The sequence below is a fragment of the Selenomonas sputigena ATCC 35185 genome, from assembly GCF_000208405.1.
Taxonomy (GTDB): Bacteria; Bacillota; Negativicutes; order Selenomonadales; family Selenomonadaceae; genus Selenomonas; species Selenomonas sputigena.
Genome location: NC_015437.1, coordinates 694,618 through 718,532 on the forward strand (window position 1 = coordinate 694,618; position 23,915 = coordinate 718,532).

Here is a 23,915-nt window from a genome sequence, read left to right on the forward strand (position 1 = left end):
TTTTGCCTACTGCCGCTCCAGCGTCGATTCGCCATAATCGTTGACGGTCACGGAGCCTTTGACGAAGACGAGGGCGGCGAGCAGGAAGACTTCGTAGATTTCGAGGGCGAAGGCGGCGGCGATGATTTCGAGACCGAACGGTTCGCGTGCGAGGATGCGAGGGTCGCCGTCGAAGAACGCGAGGCAGCCGATGAAGGCGAGCGTGAGCGCGAGCGGCACGCCCGCGAGCCAGCCGCTTCTGCCGATGTCGTGCAGACGCTGTGTGACGATGCCGATGGGCAGGATGGCGGCGAGGGCGCAGGAGACCGATGTGCCGTAGAGAGCGACGAGATTGCCGAGGGGCTGCGGCAGGCGCTCCGCCGTTTCCAGCACGACGAAGACGAGCAGCGAGACGAAGAAGAGGAGGAAGAGCAGGCGCAGTAAGAAGCGCTTGCGGTTCATGCGCCCCTTGAGTTGGAGCATGCGCAGGAAGAACGGATAGTCCTCCTTGGGGCGCTCCGCGATATAGGGGTGTAAATCAGCGGCGCTCTCGGGTGAGCCGGAAGCATTGCTCGAAAACTCTCCTTCGGCAAAGATCAGATAGACGTGCAGGAGGATGAGCAGGGCGAGTGCCGCGCCCCCATAGGGCAGGGCGCTCTTGAGCAGCAGATGATCGGGAGCGACGCCCAAAAGCGGCGGCAGGCCAAGGAAGAGGAGCAGTGTACGACCCTCTTCGGCGAGCGCGAGGATAATGAGCGGGCAGATGACGGCGATGAGCCATGCTGTATCGCCGTAGCCGAGGTCATGCCAGCGCCGCATGGCCGCGCGCAAGAATACGATCAGCAGAAGTGCAAGAGGCACGCTGATGAGGAGGATGGCGGCGAAAGCGGCCGCGAGCGAGATGTTTTCCGACGGCATGGGGCGGCCTGCGCCGAGCCATGAGAGGACGGCAGCCGTCACACCCGTGACGAGCGCGGCGAGGCCTGCCGCCGCGACGAGACTGCCGACGAGGTGCAGGACGAAGAGCTTTTGCCCCATGCGGCCTTCGGGCGAGAGCCATTTTTCGAAAAGCCCCTGCAGGAAGCCGCCGCGCGGCGGCGGCTTCACCTCTTCTTCCAATTCGGCTGCCATCTCACTGCGCTTTTCCTCGTCTGCGAGCAATTCCTGCAAGAGTTCGGCGGCGCTCTGACGCGGCCGCGTTTCGCCGATCGGCGGCGTTCTTTCCTCGATGCCGTCTTTGGCTGCCTGTGTCTGTCTTTCTGCCGATATCTCTGTCGTGTCAAGGTTGTTCGTGTCGGTTCGCCCGCCTAGTCTGTCCAGCCTGTCCAGCTCGTCTATATCCTCAGAGCCATCGCTGTCGTCTGTCGGTGGTTCTTTCGCTTTTTTCGAAGGGTGCAGCATTTCTTCGAGCGCCGCTTCACTCGAAAAGCTCTCGCGTCTCAGGCGTTCCAGGATGCTTTCCGTGTCTTCTGCTGCCTTGCCTGTTTTTGCCATCGGTCATGTCTCTCCTTCGATTCATATCGTTCTCCTGCTTGATTCCTTCAAAATGCGGTCGTAGATGTAGCCTTCGCGCACGCCCGAGTCGCTGTAGGCGATGGAAGAAAGTGCGAAGCGTTCGGTGAGGAGACCGGCGATGACGAGGCCGGGCAGGAGCGTGTGCATGCGGTCGGGAACGGTGCGCATGAGATGCACGGCGTCATCTTCTGTGAGATGGCGATCGCGCAGGAAGCGCGCGAGCAGCGCATCGATTGCCGCGCGTGTGATCGTCCGGCCGTCCGAGGCAGAAAAGAGAGCGGCAGAGAGCGCCGCTGCGCCCTTGAAAGTGCCGCCGATGCCGCAGGCGGGAAGCCCCTGGAGTCCTGTGAAATCTGCGGCGGCATCGAGGATGCGTGCGGCGTCCGTGCGCATCTTCGCGACTTCCTCGCGAGACGGCAGGAGCTCTTTCGTGAATTTCGTGTGCAGGTAGAGAGAGCCGACGGGAAGGCTCGTCTTGCGCACGATTTTTTGCGCCTTGTAGTGAACCATCTCCGTGCTTGCGCCGCCGATGTCGAAGAGCAGTCCTTCTTCAGCGGCAAGGTCGTGCGTCGCGCCGATGAAGTCAAGCTCCGCTTCTTCTTCGCCGCGTATTACATAAATATCCAGTCCTGTGCGTGTTTTGATTTCCGCGATTGCCTCGCGGCTGTTCGCGGCGTTCCTCAGAGCGCCCGTTGTGAAAATCGAGACGTTCTCGATGTGCAGCGCCGCAAGGAACTTTTGGAAATCTTCGAGCGCGTAGACGAGCCGCTTGATGCCGCGCTCTTCGAGCACGTTGTCGTGCATAAACGAGGCGAGTCCCACCGTCGTGTCCTTTTTCTTCATGATTTGCTCCACGGCGCTGTCCTTGATTTGGTAGACCGCCATGCGCACGGTGTTGGAGCCGATGTCGATGATTGCGTGTATCATGGGAATCCTCCGTTATTTGCCAAAAAGGTCGAAGAGCTGCTTGCCGATGAGCACGGTCGTCACGGCGATGAAGAGCGGCCGTACATAGGAACTTCCCTTCTTGATGGCGAGGCGCGCGCCGCACCAGGCGCCGACGATCATGGATATGCCCATGGGGATGGCGTAGGTGAAATCGACGAGACCGAAGTAGGCGAAGAGCACCACGGCGGCGAGGTTGCTCGCAAAATTCAGTGCGCGCGCGTTTGCCGCCGCGCCGAGAAAGTCGAAGCCCACGAGCAGGAAGGCGAAGAGCATGAAGGAGCCTGTACCCGGTCCGAAGAAGCCGTCGTAGAAGCCGAAGGTGAAGGCGACGACGACGGAGAGCAGGAGAACGCGGCGCGTCATGCCACGGTACTTGTTCTCGCGTCCCCAGTCGCGGCGGAATATGCTGTAGAGGAGCACGAGTGCGAGCATGACGACGACGAGAGGGCGCAGGAAGTCGGGCGGCACCTGCCGCACGACGAGCACGCCGACGGCGGAGCCGAGGAGCGTGATGGGAAAGAGCAGGCGGATGAGCTTCATATCGACCTTGCCGCTCTTGATGAAGGAGATGAAGCTCGTGCACGCGCCCATGACGGCAGCCGCCTTGTTCGTGCCGAGCACCTCTAGGAGCGGCAGCCCCGTCATCATCAGCGCAGGGATGGAGATCAGCCCGCCGCCGCCGACGACAGCGTCGATGAACGCTGAAAAAAAGCCCATGATGCAGATGAAGAGCAGCATTTCCAAGCCCATGATTCAAGCCTCCCCACTAATGTTGTATTTATATAGTACTATGAAAGTCCAAGAAGTCAAGCCCGAAGGGCGCAGACTGATTGGCAACTTTCGTTAAGGGCGGCGCACAATGTCCACAAAGTGGACGTTTGTGCGTGTAGTTTACTATGAAAGTCCAAGAAGTCAAGCCCGAAGGGCGCAGACTGATAGGGTAACTTTCATTAAGGGCGGCGCACTTTTGTCCACAAACCTCTGCCGCGGCAGGAATTTCCTGCCGTGCGGCGAATAGAAATCTGTCAAGATCAAAGAGCGCATGCGGAAGGTGAGGGGAAGCAAGTGACGGAAATCGTGGAAGAGAAACTCAGACTGCTGCCGGATTCGCCTGGCGTCTACATCATGAAGGACGCGAAGGGGCGCATCATCTACGTTGGCAAGGCCGTCGTCCTCAAGAACCGCGTGCGGCAGTACTTCCAGAGCGGCAAGCACCAAGCGCCGAAGGTGCGAGCCATGGTCGCGAAGATTGCCGACTTCGAGACGATTCTCACACATTCGGAGGTCGAGGCGCTGATTTTGGAGTGCAACCTCATCAAGAAGCACCGCCCGCGCTACAACATCAGCCTCAAGGATGACAAGAGCTATCCGTACCTCAAGGTCACACTGGCCGACGAGTATCCGCGCGTCGTGGTCACGCGGCGCGTTACGAAAGACGGCTCGCGCTACTTCGGCCCCTATACGTCGGCAGGCGCGATGCACGAGAGCGTGAAGCTCCTGAAGAGACTCTTCCCGCTGCGCACATGCAAGAACATGAAGGTCGAGCGTCCATGCTTGGAGTATCACATCAAGCGCTGTCTTGCGCCGTGCTGCGAGCCGGTCGACAAGGAGGAGTACGGCGCGATGATCCGCGAGGTATGCCTGTTCCTCGAAGGTCGGACGGAGCAGGTGGAAAAGGAGCTTTCGCGCCGCATGACGGAGGCGGCGGAGGACTACGACTTCGAGCGGGCGGCGCGTCTGCGCGATCAGATCGCCGCCGTGCGCAAGGTGGCGGAGAAGCAGAACATCGTGACGGGATCGGGCGACCAGGATGCCATTGGCATGGCGCGATCGGGGTTAGGTGCGGTCGTCATGGTCTTTCTCATACGCGCGGGCAAGATGGTCGGGCGCGAGCACTTTCTGCTCTCGGGCAGTGAGGAGGAGACGGACGAGGCGCTTCTTACGGCATTTTTGAAGCAGTACTACCATCGCGCGGCATTCGTACCGCGCGAGATCCTGCTGCCGTTTCCCATCGAGGAGACGGAACTTTTGGAGGGTTGGCTCGCCGAGCGCAAGGGGGCGAAGGTGGCGCTCGCCGTACCGCAGCGCGGCACGAAGCACGACGTCGTCGAAATGGCTCGCTCCAATGCTGAGAAGTACCTCACGGACGAGGCCGCGCGCATCGAGCAGGCGAACGATCAGACGCTCGGCGCGGTCCGGGAGCTTGGCCGCTATCTCGGACTCAAGGAAGAGCCGATGCGCATGGAGTGCTTCGACATCTCGCACAATCAAGGCTCGGAGACGGTCGCCTCGATGGTCGTCTTCGAGGGCGGTTTGCCGAAGAAGTCCGACTATCGGCGCTTCAAGATCCGAAGCGCCGAGGGAAAGCCCGATGATTTCCTTTCGATGCGCGAGGTGACGGAGCGTCGCTACACCAAGCTCGCGGAAGACGAAATGCCCGACCTCATCATCATCGACGGCGGCAAGGGTCAGCTTTCGTCCGCACTGGAAATCATCCGCGGCGCAGGCCACTTGACCGTGCCCGTCGTCGGGCTTGCCAAGCAGTTCGAGTACATCTTCACCGAGGGCAGTTCCGATCCCGTGATCCTGCCGCGCCGCAGCCAGGCGCTCTACCTCATCGAGCGCATTCGCGATGAGGCGCACCGCTTCGCCATCACATACCATCGCAAACTGCGCGGCAAGCGCAACCTTGTCTCCGTGCTCGACCATATCGCGGGCATTGGCCCCAAGCGGCGCAAGGCGCTCTGGAATCATTTCGGCACGATCGCGAAGATCAAGGCAGCGAGCGTCGAGGAGCTTGCCGCCGTCGACGGTATGACGCTTCCCGCAGCCGAAGCCGTGAAAAATTTCTTCCTCGCGCAGGAGAAGATGCTTGCGGGAGAGGAATAAAGAATAAAGCCGCGCCTCCTTTGTCAGGGCGCGGCTTTTCGTGTGCTCATGATTGGCTTATGCCAAGTTCACGCATCAGGGCATTTTGCAAAATGTTTGAGAAGTTGATATTGCGCTCGGTGGCCAGTGTGTCGAGCCAGCGGGGAATGGAAAGGTTTTTGCGCACGGCTTTTGTGTCGTGCTGTTTGCGGTAGGCAAGCGTGTCTGCGCCAATCAACGTCAAGAAGTCGCCATGCTCGACATTGAGTTTCTGCAAAGGCGACGGCTCGGGGATGGGCATACGTTCCTCTTCCATGTGCCAAAGCATGAGGTTCAATGCGTCCGCAGCCATGTCCATTCCTTCAGCGATGGAACTCCCCTGTGTGAAGCAGCCGTCGAGGTCGGGAAAAGAGATGAAGAAGATGCCGTCGTCTTCCGGATGGAACAGTGCAGGATAAACGTATTTCATGAGAAAACTCCTTTCCGTATGCAACAGGCATCATTTGATTCCTGCTTGCTTTAGGATGCTGTTGACGAGTCCTGTTCCGGCATCCTGATTGCCGTGACGCGGGACTTGAAATAGTTTGTTCGTATGGGGGCTGTACCAAATATCATGATTGCCGCCGCTTCGTTTTTTATAACAATGATGCTTTTTCAGAATTTTAATGAGTTAGGAAATCTTCACGGGAGCTCCTCCTTATCTTCTATAATACGTAATATTGCGCAATAAGGCAAGAGGTTTCTTCTTGTCAAGCTTGCGTAAAGAATCGCTGTTCTATATAATAGGAGGAAGAGTCAATCGAAGGAGGAGATCATACCTTTATGGATAGAGAAGAAGCCTTGAAGAATGCTCTGAAGCATATAGAGAAAGAATTTGGCAAAGGATCGATCATGCGCCTTGGCGAGGCGTCGGCAAACATGAACGTGGAGACGATTCCGACGGGCATTCTGCCGCTCGACGTCGCGCTCGGTGTCGGCGGTCTGCCGCGCGGGCGCATCGTCGAGGTTTATGGCCCTGAAAGCTCGGGCAAGACGACGGTCACCTTGCACATGATCGCTGAGGTGCAGAAGAATGGCGGCATCGCGGCATTCATCGATGCCGAGCACGCGCTCGATCCCGTCTATGCGAAGAAGCTCGGCGTCAATATCGACGAGCTTTTGATTTCGCAGCCCGATACGGGCGAGCAGGCGCTTGACATCGTTGACGCTCTCGTGCGCAGCGGCGCGATCGACATCATCGTCGTCGACTCCGTGGCGGCACTCGTGCCGAAGGCGGAGATCGACGGCGACATGGGCGATCAGGTCGTCGGCATGCACGCGCGTCTCATGAGCCGCGCCATGCGAAAGCTCACGGGATTCATCAGCAAGTCGCGCACGGTCGCCGTCTTCATCAACCAGATCCGCGAGAAGGTCGGCGTCATGTTCGGCAGCCCCGAGACGACGACAGGTGGCCGCGCCCTGAAGTTTTATTCGACCGTGCGCCTCGACGTGCGCAAGACGGACAAGATCATGCAGGGGCAGGAGATGATCGGCAACCGCACGAAAGTCCGGGTCGTCAAGAACAAGGTTGCGCCTCCTTTCAAGACGGCAGAGTTCGACATCATGTATGGCGAGGGCGTCTCGCGCGTCGGCACGGTGCTCGACATTGCGACAGACTTTGACATCATCGAAAAGAGCGGCTCGTGGTATTCCTACAACGGTTCGCGCCTCGGCCAGGGCAAGGAAAATGCGAAGAAGGCGCTGAAAGAAAAGCCTGAGCTAGCCGCCGAGATCGAGGAGAAGGTGCGCGCCAAGCTCATGGAGCAGGCGACGGCAGCAAAAGATGGGGAGGTAGAGCGTGTCCCCGACGACGAGAATGAGCGAGAAGCCGCAGGAAAGCAGTCGGAAGCGGCAGCGGACGAAGATTGAGAAGACGGCGCTGATGAAGGCGGTCGACCTCCTTGCGCGTGCCGAGCACAGCACGGCGCACCTCGCGCGAAAGCTCGCACAGCGCGGCTATGAGGAGGAGGAAATCAAAGAGGCGCTCGCCACCTTGACGGAGCGCGGCTATCTCGACGACGAGGAGGCGTGCCGCCACCAGTTTGCATTTCTTTACGAAGAGAGCCGCCAGAGTGTGCGCCAGATCACGGCGAAACTCATGCAGAAGGGCTTTCCCTCGGCGCTCATCGCTGAGTGCGTGCCGGGCGATATATTTGAGCGCGAGCGGGATGCGGCGGGGCGATGCCTTGCCCTGCATTTCAAGAAAAATGCCGATGTGCAGAAGATGCTGCAGCATCTTTATCGGCGCGGCTTCTCGACTGCCGTCTGCCGCGCCGCCGTCGCTGACTTCACCGAAGAGGAAGAAGAATGAAGGAGGATTTGCCTTGCAGAAGGATAGCCATGAATTGATTGTCGTACTGGACTTTGGCGGTCAGTACAACCAACTGATCGCACGCCGCGTGCGCGAGTGCAGCGTCTACTGCGAGGTGCATCCGCATACGCTCCCGCTGGAGAAGCTTCGTGCGCTCGCGCCCAAGGCGATCATCTTTACGGGCGGCCCTGAGAGCGTCTACAAGAAGGATTCCGCGACGTACAGCGAGGAAATTTTCTCCCTCGGTATCCCCATCCTCGGTATATGCTACGGTTCGCAGCTCATGGCACACAAACTCGGCGGCAAGGTTGAGACGGCGCCTGTCAGCGAGTACGGCAGGACGGAGCTTCAAGTTGCGGACGGGGCGTCCGTGCTCTTCGCTGATGTACCGCAAAAGAGCGTCTGTTGGATGAGTCACACCGACTACATCGCCGAAGCGCCCAAAGGCTTTCGCGTGACGGCAAAGACGGCGAACTGCCCCGTCGCGGCTATGGAAGATGCGGCACGAAAGCTCTATGCCGTGCAGTTCCATCCCGAGGTCATGCACACGGAATACGGCACGAAGATTCTTGAAAACTTTGTGCGCCGCGTCGCGCTGTGCAAGGGCGATTGGCAGATGTCGTCCTTCGTCAAGACGACGGTAGAAGCCCTGCGCGAGAAGATCGGCGCGGGCAAGGCGCTCTGTGCGCTTTCGGGCGGCGTCGACTCCTCCGTGGCGGCGGTCTTGCTCTCGAAGGCGATCGGCAAGCAGCTGACGTGCGTCTTCGTCGATCACGGCCTCCTCAGAAAGGACGAGGGCGACGAGGTCGAGGCCGTGTTCGGCGCGGAAGGCCCGTACGATTTGAACTTTATCCGCGTCGACGCCAAGGAGCGTTTCTACGAAAAACTCAAGGGAGTGACAGAACCGGAGAAGAAGCGCAAGATCATCGGCGAGGAATTCATCCGTGTCTTTGAAGCCGAAGCGAAGAAGATCGGCAAGGTCGATTTCCTTGTGCAGGGGACGATTTATCCCGACGTCATTGAGAGCGGTCTCGGCAAGTCTGCCGTCATCAAGAGCCACCACAATGTCGGAGGCCTGCCTGACTGCGTCGACTTCAAGGAGATTGTCGAGCCGCTGCGCCTCTTGTTCAAGGATGAGGTGCGAAAGGCTGGCCGCGAGCTTGGCATCCCCGAGTATCTCGTCAATCGTCAGCCGTTCCCCGGCCCCGGCCTCGGCATCCGCATCATCGGCGAGGTCACGGCAGAGAAGGTCAAGATCGTCCAGGAGGCCGACGCCATCTATCGCGAAGAGATTGCCAAGGCCGGCGTCGACAAGACCCTCGGCCAATACTTCGCCGCGCTCACGAATATGAGAAGCGTCGGCGTCATGGGCGACGGCAGGACGTACGACCATGCCATCGCGCTCAGAGCCGTCCTCACGAGCGACTTCATGACCGCCGAGAGTGCGCCTCTCCCTTGGGACGTCCTGCAGAAGGTCACGAGCCGCATCGTCAACGAGGTCAAGGGCGTCAACCGCGTGCTCTACGACTGCACCGGCAAGCCGCCGGGGACGATCGAGTTTGAGTAGAGTGGATTTTTCCTAAATGGCTTAAAATCAATGTTCATATTATAGGAACCGCTGATAAATGTGGTCGTCCATCTTCACACGTCTATCCTGTCCTCTCGTCGTCTGCAACTTCTCGACGTAGCACTGCTACGCCTGTGAGGAGCTCGATAGGCACAGCCATCTGTACAAATCTGGATCACTTCATTTTATCAGCGTTTCCTATATCAAAATTCGTGACGGAGAAAAATGGGGTACGGATTTCAAAAAGAATCCATGCAATAATGGCTCAAAATTTTCGGCGTTAGAATATGAAAAAATTGAAAATGGAGGTATCACTATGGAATATATATCCGCAAGAGAAGCTGCGGATAAGTGGGGGATTTCACAGAGACGAGTGGCTGCTCTTTGTTCTGAGAATAAGATTGATCATGCAACCATGGCAGGTAATATGTGGATGATTCCTGCTACTGCTAAGAAATCAGATGCAGGAAGTATACGATGCAACCAAAAAGAGGAAAAAACGATAAAACCGTTTCTAAAATGGGTTGGTGGAAAAGGGCAGCTTCTTCGAGAAATAGAAAAGTATTATCCTTTTGAAAATGACATCATCACCAAATATGCGGAACCCTTTGTGGGTGGTGGTGCTGTCCTTTTTGATATATTGAGCAAATATGAGTTAGAAGAAGTTTATATCAGTGATACTAATGCGGAACTTATCAATGCGTATTGCATGATTAGAGACGAGATTGATGAACTTGTTGCTATGCTGCATACGATGCAAGATGAGTTTATCCCAATGGAGACAGATGAACGTAAAGTCTACTATATGGAAAAGAGAGCGCGTTTTAATGATTTGAAAATGAATGGTGATGAGACGAGAAGTGTCGAAAAAGTTTCACTGATGATATTTCTGAACAAGACATGTTTTAATGGATTGTTTCGTGTAAATAAAAAAGGTTTATTTAATGTCCCAATGGGAGCGTATAAGAATCCTCTGATTTGTGATGAGAGTAATCTTCGATCATTATCTCACAAATTACAAAAAGTTATTATTGTTTGTGGTGATTATAGACTTTCAGAAAAATTTATTGATGAACATACCTTTGTTTATTTTGATCCGCCATATTGGCCACTTACAGCCACAGCAAGTTTTACAGCATATACGGAAAGTTTGTTTAATGATGAAAGTCAGAAAGAACTGGCAAGATTTGTTGATGAATTGAACAAAAAAGGAGCAAAAATTGTGGTGAGTAATTCAGATCCGAAAAATTCAAATACAGAAGACGATTTCTTTGATAACATTTACTCTGAACATACGATCCGAAGAGTTGAAGCAAATCGAATGATTAACTGTAATAGCCAAGCACGAGGAAAAATTAAAGAATTGCTTATTTCGAATTTTTAAGGAGGTTTGCAATATGCCATATGGAGAATATGCACAATGTCCTTGCTGTGGTAAGACAGCATATGATACGGATAATATAGAACGAAAGTTTGGTTATAGGAATATGGGGGATGGTCGTTATATCCCACAATCATATTGTCGCGATTGTCGTTCGGCTCGGTGCGAAAAAGGAAAGCCTTGTAAAGTACAGAAGGTATAGTAAGAGGAAAAGATATATGTCAAAGAGAGATTTTACTACTTGGCTATCTGGATTTCGTGACAGCATTGCTGACTATGGCTATTATATTGATTTTGATAAGGTCTATCGTAATGTTCATGGCATCAAAGTTGAATTGAATATCCTCAATTCTCTTATTGGCTCCCCCAATATCAAGGAAGATTTCAAGAATCTGATGAAGAAATATCCTGAAGTTTTGAAGTGCATTCCTCTGCTCTTGGCAGTAAGAGCGAATGAAATATATTGCCAAGACGAAAAAGGCGGCCATCTATATCAGTTCGACTTAAGAAAGTATCCTCTGAACAGTCCCGTATATTACGAGCGTTACGCCTATTTTATGGAGCATACGGGTTTGTTTGATTTACTGAAAAACCACATTATCAACAATCTTGTCGACTATGTTACGGGTGTTGAAACGGGGCTTGATTCTAATGGTCGTAAAAATCGTGGCGGGCATCTTATGGAGGATTTAGTTGAAAGTTTCATTCAGAAAGCGGGATTCGTAAGAGGTGATACTTATTTTAAAGAAATCTATATCCATCAAATCACAGATAAATGGAATATAGATTTGTCTGCTATTTCTAATCAGGGAAAAATGGAAAAACGTTTCGATTTTGTAGTTAAAACCTCAAAGATGATTTACGGTATTGAAACTAATTTTTATGGGAGTGGTGGCAGTAAATTAAACGAGACTGCACGCAGTTATAAAACGCTTGCTTGGGAAACCAAAGGGATTCCCGGATTTACGTTTGTTTGGTTTACTGATGGAAAAGGTTGGACAAGTGCACGTAATAATCTTGAAGAAACATTTGATATGATGCAGCATATTTATAATATCAAGGATCTGGAAGAAGGCATTATTAATAAAGTAATGATATGAGGTACAAAAAATGTCGAATAAAATATTTAAATACAATGTGAAGTTAGTTCCACTACATATAAAAAATCAAGAAAAGAATGCTTTTAGAGATGAACTCAACAATATACCGTACTTGCTATATGAGGTTGAAAATCTGTCAACCGGGGAAATAATTGCAATTAATAAGCCAGGAGGAAAAAGAAATTTTGGAAGGTTATCGAGAGATGATTTTATGGTGTTTATTTTCAATCCAAACGAACAAAGCTTATGGTTAATTAGTCATAGTGAAATTAGTGATGATATAGCTGATAAATATGATTATGATGAGAGGGAGGGATTATTACTAATTAAAGGTCTTTATAATGTTTTCTGTGGTGAAGAACCAGATGATGTTATTCATAGATTGCAACTTCATGATACTATTGGAATACCTGTAGAAACAATTCTTAAAGTATATAAATGGATTTGGGGACAAGAAGATTGCAATTATCCGACTAAGGCCGGACGGTGGCTTTCAATGAAGGCTTTGTTGGATAGATTTGGAGTGCATCTTGAGGATATTAGATAATGGTAAAGAAAATAACGAAATGGGAGCCGGAAGAATTTGAGTTGGAAATGACAACGCATTGGTCGTTTCCCAAAAGAGGAAATTGGGCAACCCACGATGCAAAATGGAGAGGGAATTGGTCGCCCTATATTCCTCGGAATATCTTGCTTAGATATTCTGAGGAAAAGGATCTGGTGCTTGATCAATTTGCCGGTGGTGGAACTACACTTGTAGAAGCAAAACTACTGAATAGAAACATCATAGGTGTTGATGTAAATGATACTGCACTGGAGAGGTGCAAAGAAAAAATAGATTTTGAGCATGATGGGGCAGATGGTAAGGTATATATCCATAAGGGGGATGCGCGCAATCTGGATTTTATTCCTGACGGCAGCATAGACCTCATTTGCACACATCCGCCCTATGCTGATATTATTAAGTACAGCGAAGATATTGAAGCTGATTTATCGCATTTGAAAGTGAAGGACTTCCTTGAAGAAATGAACGCCGTTGCTGCTGAGAGCTACCGTGTGATGAAAAAAGGCAAGTTTTGTGTCGTCTTGATGGGAGATACCCGTCAAAAGGGGCATATGATTCCAATGTCTTTTCAGGTTATGCGTATTTTTGAGGATGCTGGCTTTACGTTAAAAGAGTTGATTATCAAAGAGCAGCATAATTGTAAGGCAACGGGATATTGGAAAACTAATAGTGTAAAATATAACTTTTTACTAATAGCCCATGAATATTTGTTTGTGTTTAGAAAGTGAGGGTCAACTGATGATACGTATTATAAAATGTAGTATATCACGATACCGTTCCATTTTATCTATGACTATAGATATTTCGCAAGAATTCAATAGTGTTGCAATATGTGGACAAAATAATGTGGGGAAAACTAATACATTGCGGGCAATTAATATATTCTTTCACCCTGAAGATTATGCTACAGAAATAGATATGCCTAAAATTAAAAAAGCAACAGGGGGACAATCTATTCACCCTAAAATTGAATTGACTTTTTGGGATGATCAGAGTGATAAGTATTTTGTTTTGTGCAGAGATATGAAAAATTATTCGGCGAATTCTCCAGAAAATAGTCTTACAGGTTTTTCATTTGAGTGGCATAGAAAAATGAAAAAGAATAAATTAGAATTATCTACTGAACAAATTTCGGAATTGTTTGGACAAATGGAATTTGTCTATATCGAATCAATCAATACGTTTATTCCTGAATTAATAGGAAAAATAACTGATGGTATTATTGATGTTGAGTATGACAAAAGTCGCTTCTCGCAGTCTAAAAGGGCATTGAAAGAAGCTTATGATACTTATGTTGACGGACTATCTAACATATTGGGGATTTTTGCCAATAATATTTCAGACACATTTAGGCGTTTTAGGGAAAATTGGAAGGTGGAGTTTATTGTTCCTAAAAATTCAGAAACATTTAGAGATTTAATATCCGAAGATGTAAAATTGTCATTAAATGATAATGGAAGTATTGGTGTCTTAGATAAAGGCGCAGGATTACAGAGGTTAGCAACGATTCTTTTAAAATTTGAAATGTTATCTCGTATTGATAGAAAGAAAAATGTATTTGTTTGTATCGATGAACCAGATGTCTATTTACACGAAGGTTTACAAAGAAAACTGAAATCTCTTTTTGATGAAAAAAGTAAATATATGCAACTGTTTTTTACAACACATTCAAAAATATTTATAAATGAATATAATATGCAAAATGTATTTTTATTGGATGCGAAGTATTATGAGCAATATTCCAATCGAAAAAAGAAAAATGTTAATGTAATAGAAACATTACTCGTTGATATTAATGGGAAGAATGGATATGATAAAATATGTTCACATTTAGGTATAGAGCCTGTAAATTATGAATTATTACAATGTAATAATTTGCTAGTTGAAGGAAATTGTGATAAAAAATATTTAACAGGATTAATTAAATTTTTTGGGAACCCTTGCCCTAACATAGAATCACTGGACGGTGCAGATAATGCTTTAAAATACTTGGAATTTTATAATTCTTACTACCATAATAATACATCTAAATACAAACCTAAGATTAAAATTATTTTCGATAATGATACAAAAGGAAGAGAAATATATAATAAGATAAGAGCTAATAATTATCAGTATATAGAAGTGAGTGCAATATTGATTCAGAATCATATGAATAACGGGAATACAAATCTAGAACATAATAATACGAACAATGAGATTGAGGATTTTATATATCCGGAGGTTATGGTTTTTCTGATAAACTTGCTTTTGGAAAGAAAAAATATGAAACAGTTAAATGAGAAAAAAATATGTAAAAAAATTCACACGAAATCCTTTTCAGCGGGTGGAATCTTGGAGTTGTGTGAATATGAGAAAAATTCTTTAAATCCGGTTACAGGTGTGGAAATATCGTTTACATCATCAGGAATGAAAACTAATAGGGTAAAAGAAGGGCTGGCAGGAATGTTTAATTTAGAAGCAAATAAAGTTCTTCTATCATTGCTAAATGAGTGTAATGATAAATATCCTTATGTAAAAGAAGCAGTTAATGAGTTGTGTGATTTTAGTTTAGAAAACAAATAATGAAAAGAACGCGAATTGTCAAGTCAAGTGCAACGTCTCTGAATAATAGACCTCGTAGGGAGTTCTGTATCCTAGGCATTTGCGTGGACGTCGATTTAATTTATCAAACATCTCCTGAATGTATGCATCCGGTATGTCGGTGATGTCTTGTCCTTTGGGAAAGTATTCGCGAAGCAGACCATTTGTATTCTCGTTTGCTCCTCGTTCCCAAGGATGATGTGGTGGGGGAAAATAAAATTTGACTCCTTCCAAAGCTTCAGTAACTTCCGCGTGCTTCGCAAATTCTTTGCCCCTGTCCGGCGTGATAGATTTTACGGGATGTCCTTCCAATGCGATCAACATAACTTCGTTGACATCGGCAGCACGTTTGGCAGAAGATTTCCCTCCAACGAGAAAGCGCGTCTTACGATCCACTAAAGTCACTAAACAAGCCTTGCCTGTTTTCCCAGCAACCGTATCGCCTTCCCAATGCCCTCTGCGCGAACGGTTCTGCGCCCCCGCCGGACGATTCGCGATGTCATTTGAAATCGCGATCTTGCCGCGGTTTTCAACATAACCCTTTCGATGGCGCGATTTTCCACGATGACGCAATTTGCGAATTACACCGCGATTTCCATGCGATTTGTTTGGATCGTCAAACTGCCCCGCGTAAATTGCACGATAGATCGTGTTGTAGCTAATGATAGGTCTATGGTATTCCAATGCAAGCCGTCCGGCAATCTGTTCAGGAGACCATTGTTGATTCAAGAATTTCTCCCTGACGTATGCATAAAGGGAAGCATCTTCCAGTCGCTTATGCGGATGGCATAACTTACGCCGGGTCTCATACTGACGTTGGGCAGTGGCAGGTTGATAAAATCCATTTTTGGTATTTCGCCGTAGTTCTCGGGAAATGGTCGCCTTGTTACGCCCAAGCTTTTTTGCAATTGCGGAAACAGAATTGTCTTGAGCATGAAAAAACATTATCTTTTCACGCTCAACTAGTGTAAGATGATGGTAGTGACACATGGGTTGCTCCTTTCTTATGGTTGTCTTTGCAAACACCATTATACCAGAAGCACCCTTGTGTCATTCTTTTATTTCAACAATTGTTGCATTTAGATTGTACATTCGCCCCCAATAAAAAGGAGTATATCGAGAGGTATGGCGGTGCGGATGATGCGGCGCCGGGCTGGGATGCGAGTGACGCTGCTTTGAAAAAGATCTATCCGAACACAGCGGAAAGACATTACGGTACGATCATCAAATTCATGTTGGGCGGCAAAGATCCGCTGGATGGAATCAGTATATATGACAACAGCGAACAGGAATTTCATCGCTATGTTGTAAGTTACGGCATGTCGGAATTATATTATGATCTGGATAGTGCGGACAAGGAATTCAGTGGCTGGGGATACGAATTTACCATGCGCATCGTGCCTTTTGCAGATGATAAAGATGCGGAAAATAAGGACGGAAGCATGGCATATAATGAGCCGCGCTGGGTGATCAACTTGATGCAGAATATTGCCAGATATGTATACGATACAGGAAATTACGGGAGTGTATAATAGTTTGTGTAAATGCCAAGTTTGGTGATTTATTTCAAGCTCGATTCGAGCATCCACTAGGAGGGCTTTTCCAACATGGCAAAACGCAAAATGATTCCCACTCCGGCAGACAATATCGCCAAACAAATCATGGAAACCTACCAACCCCAAGACGCACAAGAAATCCAAGATGTTGTCAAACGCATCTTCGCACCCATCTTCGAGGCGGCGCTCAAAGGGGAGATGCAAAATCATCTCGGCTATGCCAACCATGAACGCACGAACTCCAGTGGCAATGCTCGCAACGGATACTCCGAAAAGGCCCTCAAGACAACCTTGGGAGAAGTCCCCATCCACGTGCCCCGTGACCGTCAAGGCTCCTTCGAGCCGCAGATCGTCAAGAAGCACCAGCGTGATGTCTCTTCCATTGAAGGCAAGGTTCTCGCCCTGTACGGACGCGGTATGAGCCAGCGCGACATCGCCGCCACCGTCGAGGACATCTATGGTTTTAAGATGTCGCATGAACAGATTTCCCATATCACGGACTGCATCATGGAGCAAGTGAAGGAATGGAGAAACCGTCCGTTGAAGCCATTCTATCCGTTCGTGTTCGTCGACTGCCTGTACGTCTCGCTGCGCACGGAGCGCGGCATCCAACAAACGGCGGTGCACGTCGTCCTGGCTTACGATATGGATGGGTGCAAGGATGTGCTCGGGCTTTGGATCAACGAAGTCGAGAGCAAGCATGCATGGATGCAGGTTTTTGACGAACTCAAGTCGCGCGGCTTGGAAGCCATCGGCTTTCTCTCCATGGACGGCGTGACGGGTCTGGAAGACGGTGCGCGAGCGATCTTCCCACAGGTGGTCGTGCAGCGATGCATCGTACATCTGATTCGCAACTCCATCCGATACATCCCGCGCAAAGATTGGAGTCGTTTCACGAAGGATCTCAAAGCTATATACGGCGCGGTGAATGCGCGTCAGGCACGCGAGCGATTCGAACAGTTCCAGAAGGACTGGGCGAGCTATCCCGGCGCTGTCGCCGTATGGCAGAACAACTTCACGCATGTCGAGCAACTGTTTTCTTACGGCAGTGCCGTGCGCAAGGTCATGTATACGACGAACGCGATCGAGAGCGTGAACTCCAACTTCCGCAAAGTCACGAAGAAGGGTTCTTTCCCGAACGAGGATGCTGTGTTCAAGCTGCTGTACTTACGGGTGCAGGAGCTTTACCAGAAATGGGCAGGGCGCAGGATACCAAACTGGGCGCTCGTTCGCAACCAACTGTTGATGGATGAGCGTATGGCGAAACTCATGGAACACTATGATACGACATACTGAAAAGTGATTTACACAAAACTCTTGACACACCCGAGAAATTTTCGTAAATTCGCAAAGTAACTTCCGCTGATGTAAGTCTATGGGATTTAGTCTAAGAAAGCCGATAGGAGTAAGTGCGAGAAGCATCAGAATTTGTATGCAATGGATGACCTGAGCACAATATCGTCTTAAAAGCGACCGAACCATAAGGGATAAGCTAGAAAGAAGGACATGCTTCGCACTCCGAAAAGCGAGGCTTTTCAGAGTAAGTTCCACCCTGGCGGGATTTACTATGAGAAAGATGTGCAGCGCAAGATCAGCCCTTTAGAAGTCTAGGAGACTGCACGACATCTTCCGGCGCAACATACGAGATGCCCAAAAGAGCAGCCAGTTCCTCGGAAAAAGCGAACGTAAACATCTCATAGGGAGACTTGCCGCTGTAAATGTTGCGACGGACGCCATTGATGTGCGAAAAAATCAAATTGACGGTATCCTGTGTGAAATGGTCGAAAGAAGACCCCTTCGGCACAATATCGCGAAAAAGCGTGTGATTCTTCTCAATTTGCGCCTTCTGGTAAGACTGCATGGGATCGCAGAAAAAAAGGCAGGCCTCCTTTTCCCCCTCAAGATTGTTCTCAAAGGCGAAAACATCGGAGAACTCTCCACCGTTGTCCGTAAGCATCACGGGCATAAGGGCAGGAAAAGCAAAACCGCCTGCAGTCAAAGTTCGTTTGACCTCTTGGAACTTCAAGGCAGCCTGCACAGCCGTCTTGTTTTCGAGCAGAAGCCCGAACATGAAATTGAACGCAGTGAAGTGGACGGTGAGGATGACTTTGCCGCCTGAAACTCCGATAACGGTATCAAGCTGCGTATGTGCGCTAAGCCCTTCCCGTTCCATATGAGCGAGGAAATCCGCATAGGTGCGTTCCTTCTTTATGGCAGAAGGAACGACATCCGCCCGCTTCTTTTTGCGAGGCTTGAACTTTACGGCGCGTGGAAGGTGAATCTTGGAAGCCGAATAATATCCCTTGGAAAAATGCCGATAAACTGTGCTGAGAGACACATTGAGCTCTGGGTGAGAAGCGACGATATGATAAATGTGCTGCCCCTTCTCAATGCAAGAGGAAATGATGCGATCCTGCTTGTAAAAAGACGCACGGTTCAACGGAATGCCTTCGCGTGCATCGTGCAGGAGCGCTTCGTATTCGGCATGTGCCTGCGGAGCGACATAGAGAAGGCGGAGGAAGCGGCAGTTAGCAGAACGGCGCTTGGGGCAGGCGTTGCAGACGAAGGGTGCCTTTTCGAGCAAGGGGCAGAGTTCGTCTGTTTGCACGAACGCATTGCGGTGCTCTTTGCGATGTCGCTTCACTTCGTAAGATATGGTGGTAGGATCTTTCTGAACGAGCAGGGCGATCGCCTTGAAGGACAATCCCCTGTCGAGCCCGTTCATGATTTCCTGGCGGTCTTGTGCAGTAAGGTGCTTGTTCTTCTTGTTGTTGTCTGCTTGCTTCATGATGACAGCCTCCTTTGTGTAGAGAGATTTCTCACACTAAATTCAGCCATAAATTCTTCTCAGAGTAAATCCCGTTAGTGACCTATTATGTGGGATTTACTTTGGAAATTTACCCCCGAGAAATTTTATCTGCCTGTCATTTACTGCCGTATGTTTGTTGGAGAGTTTCTGCTATAATAGATGCACTTGTCAACAAAAACTGGACACAAAAATTCCAAAAATAGTCATGGAAACCTGAATCTCAGACAAACCTTATCGAAGCGTTAGACAACCGTTGAAGACCGAGATTTTTATGCTGGTTTGGATGTCTACGGAATCTATTCACAATGACCGTTTATCAAGTGTCGGCTCTTCCGCGCTTGGGCGCGAACCGTTCCCGATACTGCTTTGGAGTAAGGTATCCAAGGGCGTATGCGGGACGCTCTTCGTTGAAGAATCGAATATATTCGGCGACCTGCCCGGGGACATCGTCTGCAGATGTGATGTGCAAATCCGTAAACAACTCGACCTTTACCCATCCGTTGATGGATTCCATGGCAGCATTGTCCGTCGGCGTGCCGGCTCTGGACATGGATCTAGTGATGTTATACATGGGCAGGAGTTCGTTGTAGCTTTTGGAAGCGTATACAGAGCCTCGGTCACTATGAAGGACAAGCTCCTGATTCGGATATTGCTTCTTGAACTCGATGACATCCCGCAAACCATTGAGATAGGTCATACGATCGCCGCGCTTGGATGAAAGCGAATGTGCAATCAGCTCATCATTCCATAAATCCATATACAACGTGAGTTCATAATAGATGCCCTGCACATAAAAGGCAGTCATGTCGCTCACCACGCATTCCATCGGACCGGCAATATTGATTCCTGCGAGCAACAGATTCGGGTACGTTTTGAACGAATCCCCGGGCTTCTTGTACTTGTAATGCTTGGAAACACTCTTGATTCCAGCAATCTTGCAGCATTTATGGGCATAGGGATCGGAAAAGACGATTCCCTTGTCCAACCGGATCTTGGCATTCAACCAACGATACCCGTGAGAAGGAAAGCGGCTATGGTATTGCTGGAACAACTCGATGCTCTGTACAAGCCGTTTCTCCTGTTCCGATGGATTTTCAACGCTCTTCTTCCAGTTGTAGAAACTGCTGCGTGGAATGCCCATCTTTTCGCAGAGCAGCTGGATCGGGAACTCCCCGGAAAGCTCCACGATTACTTGGTACTCTTCTTGCCGATAGGAATGAACTTCTTTTCCGCACCAACTCCTTCCACCAGATAGGCTTTTTTTAAGCGCGCTTCCGTAATCCTAGCCATCACAAGGGCGTCGATCAGCTCTTCTTTCGTCATGGATTGGAGGTCTTCCAGTCCCGCGGGCGTCGGCTTGAATTTCATATTGGCAAGACCGCAGTTGCTCTTTGTTCCTCTTTTTGGAGGGAGTCGGGTGGCATTTCGGTACTGCCGCATATAATTTCGCGCCGTTTCGTCGCTGATCTCATATTCTTCTGCTGCTTCATACCTTGTGAGTTCGCCGTCGTAAATCCGACGGCCTATGTCCAATCTTTGCTCTTTCGTGTACTTCATGTGGCAACCTCCTGTGCGCATCAGAGAGCTAAATTGTCCACCGCTTGTTATCCTGTGTACAGAATACTACAAACGGTGTCTGATTTATACCCCCTCTGTGTCCAGTTTTAGTTTACCACTTCAAGAAGAAGTAGACTGTGCAGAGGGTTATTTTCGAGGATCCATAGGTGTTAAGAGAAAAGGAGATGAAAGGCTATGAAACGGGCAGTAAAGGTAATGGTGTTGGTTCTTACGTTGATGCTGGCGATGTCGAGCATGAGTTTCGCCATGTGGACAGGTACTGTCAGCCAGAGCGATTTCCAGAACTATGTGAAATCTGCAAAGTTTGCGATCTTTGTCAAGAGAGGCAGCACGATCACGATGTACGAGGCCAGCTCGCCATCTTCTGCGGCAGGTGAGTTCCGAAGCGCACTGCCGAGCGGCAGGCTCGATGTCTACACGGGCAATATCGCTGTGCGCGACTATCTTGAGGAGTATGGCTACTACGATGTGCGGCGCGACGGTGAGGATATCGGCGGAGGCGTTCGTGCCTACCATTTTACTGAATGGGAAAAGATGTAGCATCGTGCAGGGATGCACTCGGTTTGCTTTTTTCAATGTAAGGAAGATATGGAGCGGACTCTGTGCATTCGGTTGATATGAGGATTTGCGGAAACTTTGGGGACATCCTTTGCATCGCAAGTGAATGTTCGAAAAACGCATCCATTCATGAAGCGAAGCTTCTGGATGGGTGCGTTTTTGTTTTTATGGAGGTGCGAGATGAAACGGTTTGCTTTGTTTATCTTATGCGCACTCGTGCTGCTCGTTTCGGGGCAGAGCGAGGCGGCGATGGGAATTTCGCTGGATTCAGTCCATCAAATCTTGGAGCGCCTGGAAGGTACATGGTACGATGAAGATGGGAATGCGGTGCTGACGATCGAGGGCAATACGATCAACGGCTGCGAGGTTGTCGGCGGCGATCGACTGGCAAACGGACCAGGCAGCGGCTCTCTGGACTTCATCATTGGAGAGGCGGCCGGCACGCGCACGCTGCGCATTGGTTGGCTGCTTTTCGGCGGGCCGGGGGACTACATCCGACTGAACGATGGGGAAGCGCTGCAGCGCACGCTGAATCCTGCTTGCTCCGAATCCGTCGAGGGCGTTCGTCTCGGTATGCGCACGCGCGCCGTGCGGGAAAGGCTCGGTGCGGGGCAGGAATTGAGCAGGGAAAATGCTTGCCGTGCAGGCGATGATACTTTTGCTTACGGCTGGCATTATCCGGGCAAGGGGCTTATCGTTCTCCATAAAGACGACATCGTGACAGGCCTTGTTCTGCTGCCGGAGAGCAACCTGTATTTTGACCGCTCCGGCCTCGGGGCAAACGACGGGCGGCATACGCGCGCGCCTATAAGATGTCCGAGATCCCCGTGGAAAGGACGTACAACAATCCGCTGGCGTTCTATGAGATCGCTCCCGGGGAGTTCTTCTCGTTCGGAAAGAATGGGAGCTATGTCAGGTTCAGCGCTGTGGCGCATTAATTTTTGGTGATAGTGGAATCTTTGCAGGATCGGGAGGTGCGGGATGAAACATTTTTCTTTGCTCATCTTATGCGCACTCGTGCTGCTCGCTTTGGGACAGAGTGCGGCGGCGGAGCCGCGCGATGAGACCGATCGGGTTTTGGAGCGCATGGCGGGCACTTGGTACGATGAAGCGAGGTGTGCGGTGCTCACAATCGAGGGGCGCACGATCAACGGCTGCGAGGTCGTCGCCATGGAGGACTGGGTAGGCGGCCTTGCGTCCGGCGGTGCAAAGTTTCGAATCAGAGAGGCGGGTGGGGAGTGCATGCGCACGGGCTGCGAGGTCGGCACCAGGGAGGACCGGGCAGGCGGCCTTGCATCCGGTGCAGATTCCCGAACCAGAGAGGCATACGGGGAGCGCACGCTTGGCATCGGCTGGAAGCTTTTCGGCGGTGCGGGGGACTATATCACGCTGGCGGGCGGCGATGCATTGCAGCGCACGCTGACGCCGGACTACTTTGAGTCCGTCGGCGGCGTTCATTTCGGTATGCGCACGCGCACCGTGCAGGAGATTCTCGGCGAGGGGAAGGAATTGAGTCGGGAGGAGCCCTGTCATGCAGGCGACATGAGTTTTTCCCAGGGCTTGTATTATCCGGATAAGAGGCTCATCGTTTTCCACGAAAAAGGAATCGTGACGGGACTTGTGCTTCTCCGGGGGAGCAAGCTGCGCTTTGAACGTTCCGGCCTCATGGCAAACGATTCGCGGAAGGCGTATGCCCGCGCCTATCGTTTGCCGCAGATTCCTGAGGAGTCGTCGAGAAGCATGACGGCAGCCTACAGCATCGCTCCCGATGAAAATCTTTCGTTCGGACTAAATGGGAGCTATGTCATGCTCAGTATTTACGAGAATTAAGGTACAAAGAAGCGCGTCATATCTACGCCTTCGAGCGTCAAGAGCTGCACCTTCTTGTCGATGCCGTCGGCATAGCCCGTGAGGCTGCCGTTCGTGCCGACGACGCGGTGGCAGGGGACGATGTCGGAGATGGGGTTGTGCGCGACGGCGTGGGCGGCTTTTTCCATGCCGATGCGGCGGGCGATTTCGCCGTAGGTTATCGTTTCGCCGTAGGGGATCGAGAGCAGGATGTCCCAGACTTTTTGACGAAACGGCGTGGCTTTCGGTGCGAGCGACGGCAGAAAGTCGGGTTTCTTTCCGCTGAAGTAGAGGTCGAGCCAGCGGCATGCCTCCTGGAATACGGGGAGGCTTTTTTGTTTGTGCTCTTCTTCGAGCGTAGCGGCAAAGTATTTCTGCCCGTCGAACCAAAGGCCGACGAGCGCTGTGCCGTCGCTGGCGAGGGTCATGGAGCCGAATGGCGAGTCGTAATGCGCTGTGTATTGCATGGAGAGGCTTCCTTTCGTATAGTGAAATTTTTAGATATTTCGACACAATGTTCTTTAATTATTATAAAGCAAGGATGAGAGGAGGACCAATTGTATTTTGTTTAAAATGTCATCTGAATATTGGGAAAATCTATTGTGCGATGCTGCATACCATGGTATCATATACAGGAGACGCGTACAGCAATCCTTGGAGGCCGTGCGGCATCCCGCTGCGGGTACCGCACGGAAAGGCGTCTCGCAAAA

Annotated in this window: 23 protein-coding genes and 1 pseudogene; 14 read left to right on the forward strand and 10 right to left on the reverse strand. The window is 50.3% G+C overall.

Annotated elements, in window-relative coordinates:
* Nucleotides 1–6: 6 nt before the first annotated feature.
* Genes SELSP_RS03075 through SELSP_RS03085 form a run of 3 tightly spaced genes read right to left on the reverse strand, consistent with a single transcriptional unit; the run spans nucleotide 7 to nucleotide 3,192 of the window.
* Nucleotides 7–1,473 (reverse strand): DUF805 domain-containing protein, encoded by a 1,467-nt coding sequence (locus SELSP_RS03075; RefSeq protein WP_006193375.1) that lies wholly within the window; start codon nucleotides 1,471–1,473, stop codon nucleotides 7–9.
* 21 nt (nucleotides 1,474–1,494) lie between these two features.
* Entirely contained in the window at nucleotides 1,495–2,421 is a 927-nt protein-coding gene (locus SELSP_RS03080) for a Ppx/GppA phosphatase family protein (RefSeq protein WP_006193374.1), read from the reverse strand.
* A gap of 12 nt (nucleotides 2,422–2,433) precedes the next feature.
* Nucleotides 2,434–3,192 (reverse strand): TSUP family transporter, encoded by a 759-nt coding sequence (locus tag SELSP_RS03085; RefSeq protein ID WP_006193373.1) that lies wholly within the window; start codon nucleotides 3,190–3,192, stop codon nucleotides 2,434–2,436.
* A gap of 315 nt (nucleotides 3,193–3,507) precedes the next feature.
* On the opposite strand from SELSP_RS03085, the gene uvrC reads away from it, so the two are divergent.
* Nucleotides 3,508–5,331 (forward strand): excinuclease ABC subunit UvrC, encoded by a 1,824-nt coding sequence (gene uvrC / locus SELSP_RS03090; protein ID WP_013740641.1) that lies wholly within the window; start codon nucleotides 3,508–3,510, stop codon nucleotides 5,329–5,331.
* A 46-nt stretch (nucleotides 5,332–5,377) separates the two neighbouring features.
* Here the strand turns inward: uvrC and SELSP_RS03095 are convergent, their stop codons facing one another.
* Together SELSP_RS03095 and SELSP_RS12400 are read right to left on the reverse strand one after the other, a co-directional pair.
* Nucleotides 5,378–5,779 (reverse strand): type II toxin-antitoxin system HicB family antitoxin, encoded by a 402-nt coding sequence (locus SELSP_RS03095; RefSeq protein WP_006193370.1) that lies wholly within the window; start codon nucleotides 5,777–5,779, stop codon nucleotides 5,378–5,380.
* A gap of 30 nt (nucleotides 5,780–5,809) precedes the next feature.
* Nucleotides 5,810–5,977 carry a type II toxin-antitoxin system HicA family toxin gene (locus tag SELSP_RS12400; protein ID WP_327219993.1) on the reverse strand — a complete coding sequence of 56 codons (168 nt, stop codon included), beginning with the start codon at nucleotides 5,975–5,977 and terminating at the stop codon, nucleotides 5,810–5,812.
* Nucleotides 5,978–6,132: 155 nt separating this feature from the next.
* Here SELSP_RS12400 and recA point away from each other — a divergent pair, with 155 nt between their 5' ends.
* The 8 genes from recA to SELSP_RS03135 all read left to right on the forward strand — a co-directional run bounded on the left by recA (nucleotide 6,133) and on the right by SELSP_RS03135 (nucleotide 14,838).
* A complete protein-coding gene (gene recA, locus SELSP_RS03100) occupies nucleotides 6,133–7,218 on the forward strand; it encodes a recombinase RecA (protein WP_006193369.1) in 1,086 nt (361 codons plus the stop codon).
* Nucleotides 7,166–7,660 carry a regulatory protein RecX gene (locus SELSP_RS03105; RefSeq protein ID WP_006193368.1) on the forward strand — a complete coding sequence of 165 codons (495 nt, stop codon included), beginning with the start codon at nucleotides 7,166–7,168 and terminating at the stop codon, nucleotides 7,658–7,660. The genes recA and SELSP_RS03105 overlap by 53 nt, the downstream gene beginning before the upstream one ends.
* Before the next feature lie 13 nt (nucleotides 7,661–7,673).
* Entirely contained in the window at nucleotides 7,674–9,227 is a 1,554-nt protein-coding gene (gene guaA / locus SELSP_RS03110) for a glutamine-hydrolyzing GMP synthase (protein ID WP_006193367.1), read from the forward strand.
* 316 nt (nucleotides 9,228–9,543) lie between these two features.
* Entirely contained in the window at nucleotides 9,544–10,611 is a 1,068-nt protein-coding gene (locus tag SELSP_RS03115; RefSeq protein ID WP_006193366.1) for a DNA adenine methylase, read from the forward strand.
* Nucleotides 10,612–10,826: 215 nt separating this feature from the next.
* Nucleotides 10,827–11,708 (forward strand): type II restriction endonuclease, encoded by an 882-nt coding sequence (locus SELSP_RS03120; protein WP_037367888.1) that lies wholly within the window; start codon nucleotides 10,827–10,829, stop codon nucleotides 11,706–11,708.
* A gap of 10 nt (nucleotides 11,709–11,718) precedes the next feature.
* Complete coding sequence (locus SELSP_RS03125; protein WP_006193363.1) at nucleotides 11,719–12,255, forward strand: hypothetical protein; 537 nt, start codon at nucleotides 11,719–11,721, stop codon at nucleotides 12,253–12,255.
* On the forward strand, nucleotides 12,255–13,001 hold the full coding sequence (locus SELSP_RS03130) for a TRM11 family SAM-dependent methyltransferase (RefSeq protein ID WP_006193362.1): 747 nt from the start codon (nucleotides 12,255–12,257) through the stop codon (nucleotides 12,999–13,001). Before SELSP_RS03125 ends, SELSP_RS03130 begins: the two co-directional genes overlap by 1 nt.
* A gap of 10 nt (nucleotides 13,002–13,011) precedes the next feature.
* A complete protein-coding gene (locus tag SELSP_RS03135; RefSeq protein WP_013740642.1) occupies nucleotides 13,012–14,838 on the forward strand; it encodes an ATP-dependent nuclease in 1,827 nt (608 codons plus the stop codon).
* 18 nt (nucleotides 14,839–14,856) lie between these two features.
* Here SELSP_RS03135 and SELSP_RS03140 read toward each other — a convergent pair whose 3' ends face one another.
* Nucleotides 14,857–15,846 (reverse strand): IS30 family transposase, encoded by a 990-nt coding sequence (locus SELSP_RS03140; RefSeq protein WP_013740643.1) that lies wholly within the window; start codon nucleotides 15,844–15,846, stop codon nucleotides 14,857–14,859.
* A gap of 20 nt (nucleotides 15,847–15,866) precedes the next feature.
* Between SELSP_RS03140 and SELSP_RS03145 the strand changes: the two genes are divergently transcribed.
* Together SELSP_RS03145 and SELSP_RS03150 are read left to right on the forward strand one after the other, a co-directional pair.
* Nucleotides 15,867–16,388: a suppressor of fused domain protein gene (locus SELSP_RS03145; protein ID WP_013740644.1), complete on the forward strand. Its 522-nt coding sequence runs from the start codon at nucleotides 15,867–15,869 to the stop codon at nucleotides 16,386–16,388.
* Between the two features lie 75 nt (nucleotides 16,389–16,463).
* Nucleotides 16,464–17,708, forward strand: coding sequence for an IS256 family transposase (locus tag SELSP_RS03150; protein ID WP_006193358.1), 1,245 nt, complete (start codon nucleotides 16,464–16,466; stop codon nucleotides 17,706–17,708).
* A 295-nt stretch (nucleotides 17,709–18,003) separates the two neighbouring features.
* Here the strand turns inward: SELSP_RS03150 and SELSP_RS03155 are convergent, their stop codons facing one another.
* From SELSP_RS03155 to SELSP_RS03165, 3 genes and pseudogenes are all read right to left on the reverse strand, one after another.
* Nucleotides 18,004–19,200: a helix-turn-helix domain-containing protein gene (locus tag SELSP_RS03155; RefSeq protein WP_006193208.1), complete on the reverse strand. Its 1,197-nt coding sequence runs from the start codon at nucleotides 19,198–19,200 to the stop codon at nucleotides 18,004–18,006.
* Nucleotides 19,201–19,537: 337 nt separating this feature from the next.
* Nucleotides 19,538–20,428 (reverse strand): annotated as a pseudogene (locus SELSP_RS03160) (IS3 family transposase); the annotation flags it as partial.
* The gene (locus tag SELSP_RS03165; RefSeq protein ID WP_006193206.1) at nucleotides 20,410–20,778 is read right to left on the reverse strand and encodes a helix-turn-helix domain-containing protein; all 369 of its coding nucleotides are present in this window, start codon (nucleotides 20,776–20,778) and stop codon (nucleotides 20,410–20,412) included. The gene SELSP_RS03165 and the pseudogene SELSP_RS03160, both read right to left, overlap by 19 nt.
* 195 nt (nucleotides 20,779–20,973) lie before the next feature.
* Here SELSP_RS03165 and SELSP_RS03170 point away from each other — a divergent pair, with 195 nt between their 5' ends.
* From SELSP_RS03170 to SELSP_RS03180, 3 genes are all read left to right on the forward strand, one after another.
* Complete coding sequence (locus tag SELSP_RS03170; RefSeq protein WP_006193205.1) at nucleotides 20,974–21,339, forward strand: hypothetical protein; 366 nt, start codon at nucleotides 20,974–20,976, stop codon at nucleotides 21,337–21,339.
* A 198-nt stretch (nucleotides 21,340–21,537) separates the two neighbouring features.
* On the forward strand, nucleotides 21,538–22,305 hold the full coding sequence (locus tag SELSP_RS03175) for a hypothetical protein (RefSeq protein WP_013740645.1): 768 nt from the start codon (nucleotides 21,538–21,540) through the stop codon (nucleotides 22,303–22,305).
* Nucleotides 22,306–22,338: 33 nt separating this feature from the next.
* Nucleotides 22,339–23,187 (forward strand): hypothetical protein, encoded by an 849-nt coding sequence (locus tag SELSP_RS03180; protein WP_006193203.1) that lies wholly within the window; start codon nucleotides 22,339–22,341, stop codon nucleotides 23,185–23,187.
* Here the strand turns inward: SELSP_RS03180 and SELSP_RS03185 are convergent.
* On the reverse strand, nucleotides 23,184–23,672 hold the full coding sequence (locus tag SELSP_RS03185) for a methylated-DNA--[protein]-cysteine S-methyltransferase (RefSeq protein ID WP_006193202.1): 489 nt from the start codon (nucleotides 23,670–23,672) through the stop codon (nucleotides 23,184–23,186). The two genes, SELSP_RS03180 and SELSP_RS03185, sit on opposite strands and share 4 nt — an antisense overlap.
* Nucleotides 23,673–23,915 lie beyond the last annotated feature (243 nt).

Excerpts from the sequence above, each read along its gene's own strand:
- SELSP_RS03105 (WP_006193368.1), top strand. The coding sequence starts at position 7,166 with ATGAGCGAGAAGCCGCAGGAAAGCAGTCGGAAGCGGCAGCGGACGAAG.
- SELSP_RS03075 (WP_006193375.1), bottom strand. The coding sequence starts at position 1,473 with ATGGCAAAAACAGGCAAGGCAGCAGAAGACACGGAAAGCATCCTGGAA.
- SELSP_RS03085 (WP_006193373.1), bottom strand. The coding sequence starts at position 3,192 with ATGGGCTTGGAAATGCTGCTCTTCATCTGCATCATGGGCTTTTTTTCA.
- SELSP_RS03170 (WP_006193205.1), top strand. The coding sequence starts at position 20,974 with ATGAAACGGGCAGTAAAGGTAATGGTGTTGGTTCTTACGTTGATGCTG.
- SELSP_RS03155 (WP_006193208.1), bottom strand. The coding sequence starts at position 19,200 with ATGAAGCAAGCAGACAACAACAAGAAGAACAAGCACCTTACTGCACAA.
- SELSP_RS03080 (WP_006193374.1), bottom strand. The coding sequence starts at position 2,421 with ATGATACACGCAATCATCGACATCGGCTCCAACACCGTGCGCATGGCG.
- SELSP_RS03185 (WP_006193202.1), bottom strand. The coding sequence starts at position 23,672 with ATGCAATACACAGCGCATTACGACTCGCCATTCGGCTCCATGACCCTC.
- recA (WP_006193369.1), top strand. The coding sequence starts at position 6,133 with ATGGATAGAGAAGAAGCCTTGAAGAATGCTCTGAAGCATATAGAGAAA.
- SELSP_RS03095 (WP_006193370.1), bottom strand. The coding sequence starts at position 5,779 with ATGAAATACGTTTATCCTGCACTGTTCCATCCGGAAGACGACGGCATC.
- SELSP_RS03135 (WP_013740642.1), top strand. The coding sequence starts at position 13,012 with ATGATACGTATTATAAAATGTAGTATATCACGATACCGTTCCATTTTA.
- SELSP_RS03130 (WP_006193362.1), top strand. The coding sequence starts at position 12,255 with ATGGTAAAGAAAATAACGAAATGGGAGCCGGAAGAATTTGAGTTGGAA.
- SELSP_RS03165 (WP_006193206.1), bottom strand. The coding sequence starts at position 20,778 with ATGAAGTACACGAAAGAGCAAAGATTGGACATAGGCCGTCGGATTTAC.
- SELSP_RS03125 (WP_006193363.1), top strand. The coding sequence starts at position 11,719 with ATGTCGAATAAAATATTTAAATACAATGTGAAGTTAGTTCCACTACAT.
- SELSP_RS03140 (WP_013740643.1), bottom strand. The coding sequence starts at position 15,846 with ATGTGTCACTACCATCATCTTACACTAGTTGAGCGTGAAAAGATAATG.
- SELSP_RS03115 (WP_006193366.1), top strand. The coding sequence starts at position 9,544 with ATGGAATATATATCCGCAAGAGAAGCTGCGGATAAGTGGGGGATTTCA.
- SELSP_RS03175 (WP_013740645.1), top strand. The coding sequence starts at position 21,538 with ATGAAACGGTTTGCTTTGTTTATCTTATGCGCACTCGTGCTGCTCGTT.
- SELSP_RS03150 (WP_006193358.1), top strand. The coding sequence starts at position 16,464 with ATGGCAAAACGCAAAATGATTCCCACTCCGGCAGACAATATCGCCAAA.
- SELSP_RS03120 (WP_037367888.1), top strand. The coding sequence starts at position 10,827 with ATGTCAAAGAGAGATTTTACTACTTGGCTATCTGGATTTCGTGACAGC.
- SELSP_RS03180 (WP_006193203.1), top strand. The coding sequence starts at position 22,339 with ATGAAACATTTTTCTTTGCTCATCTTATGCGCACTCGTGCTGCTCGCT.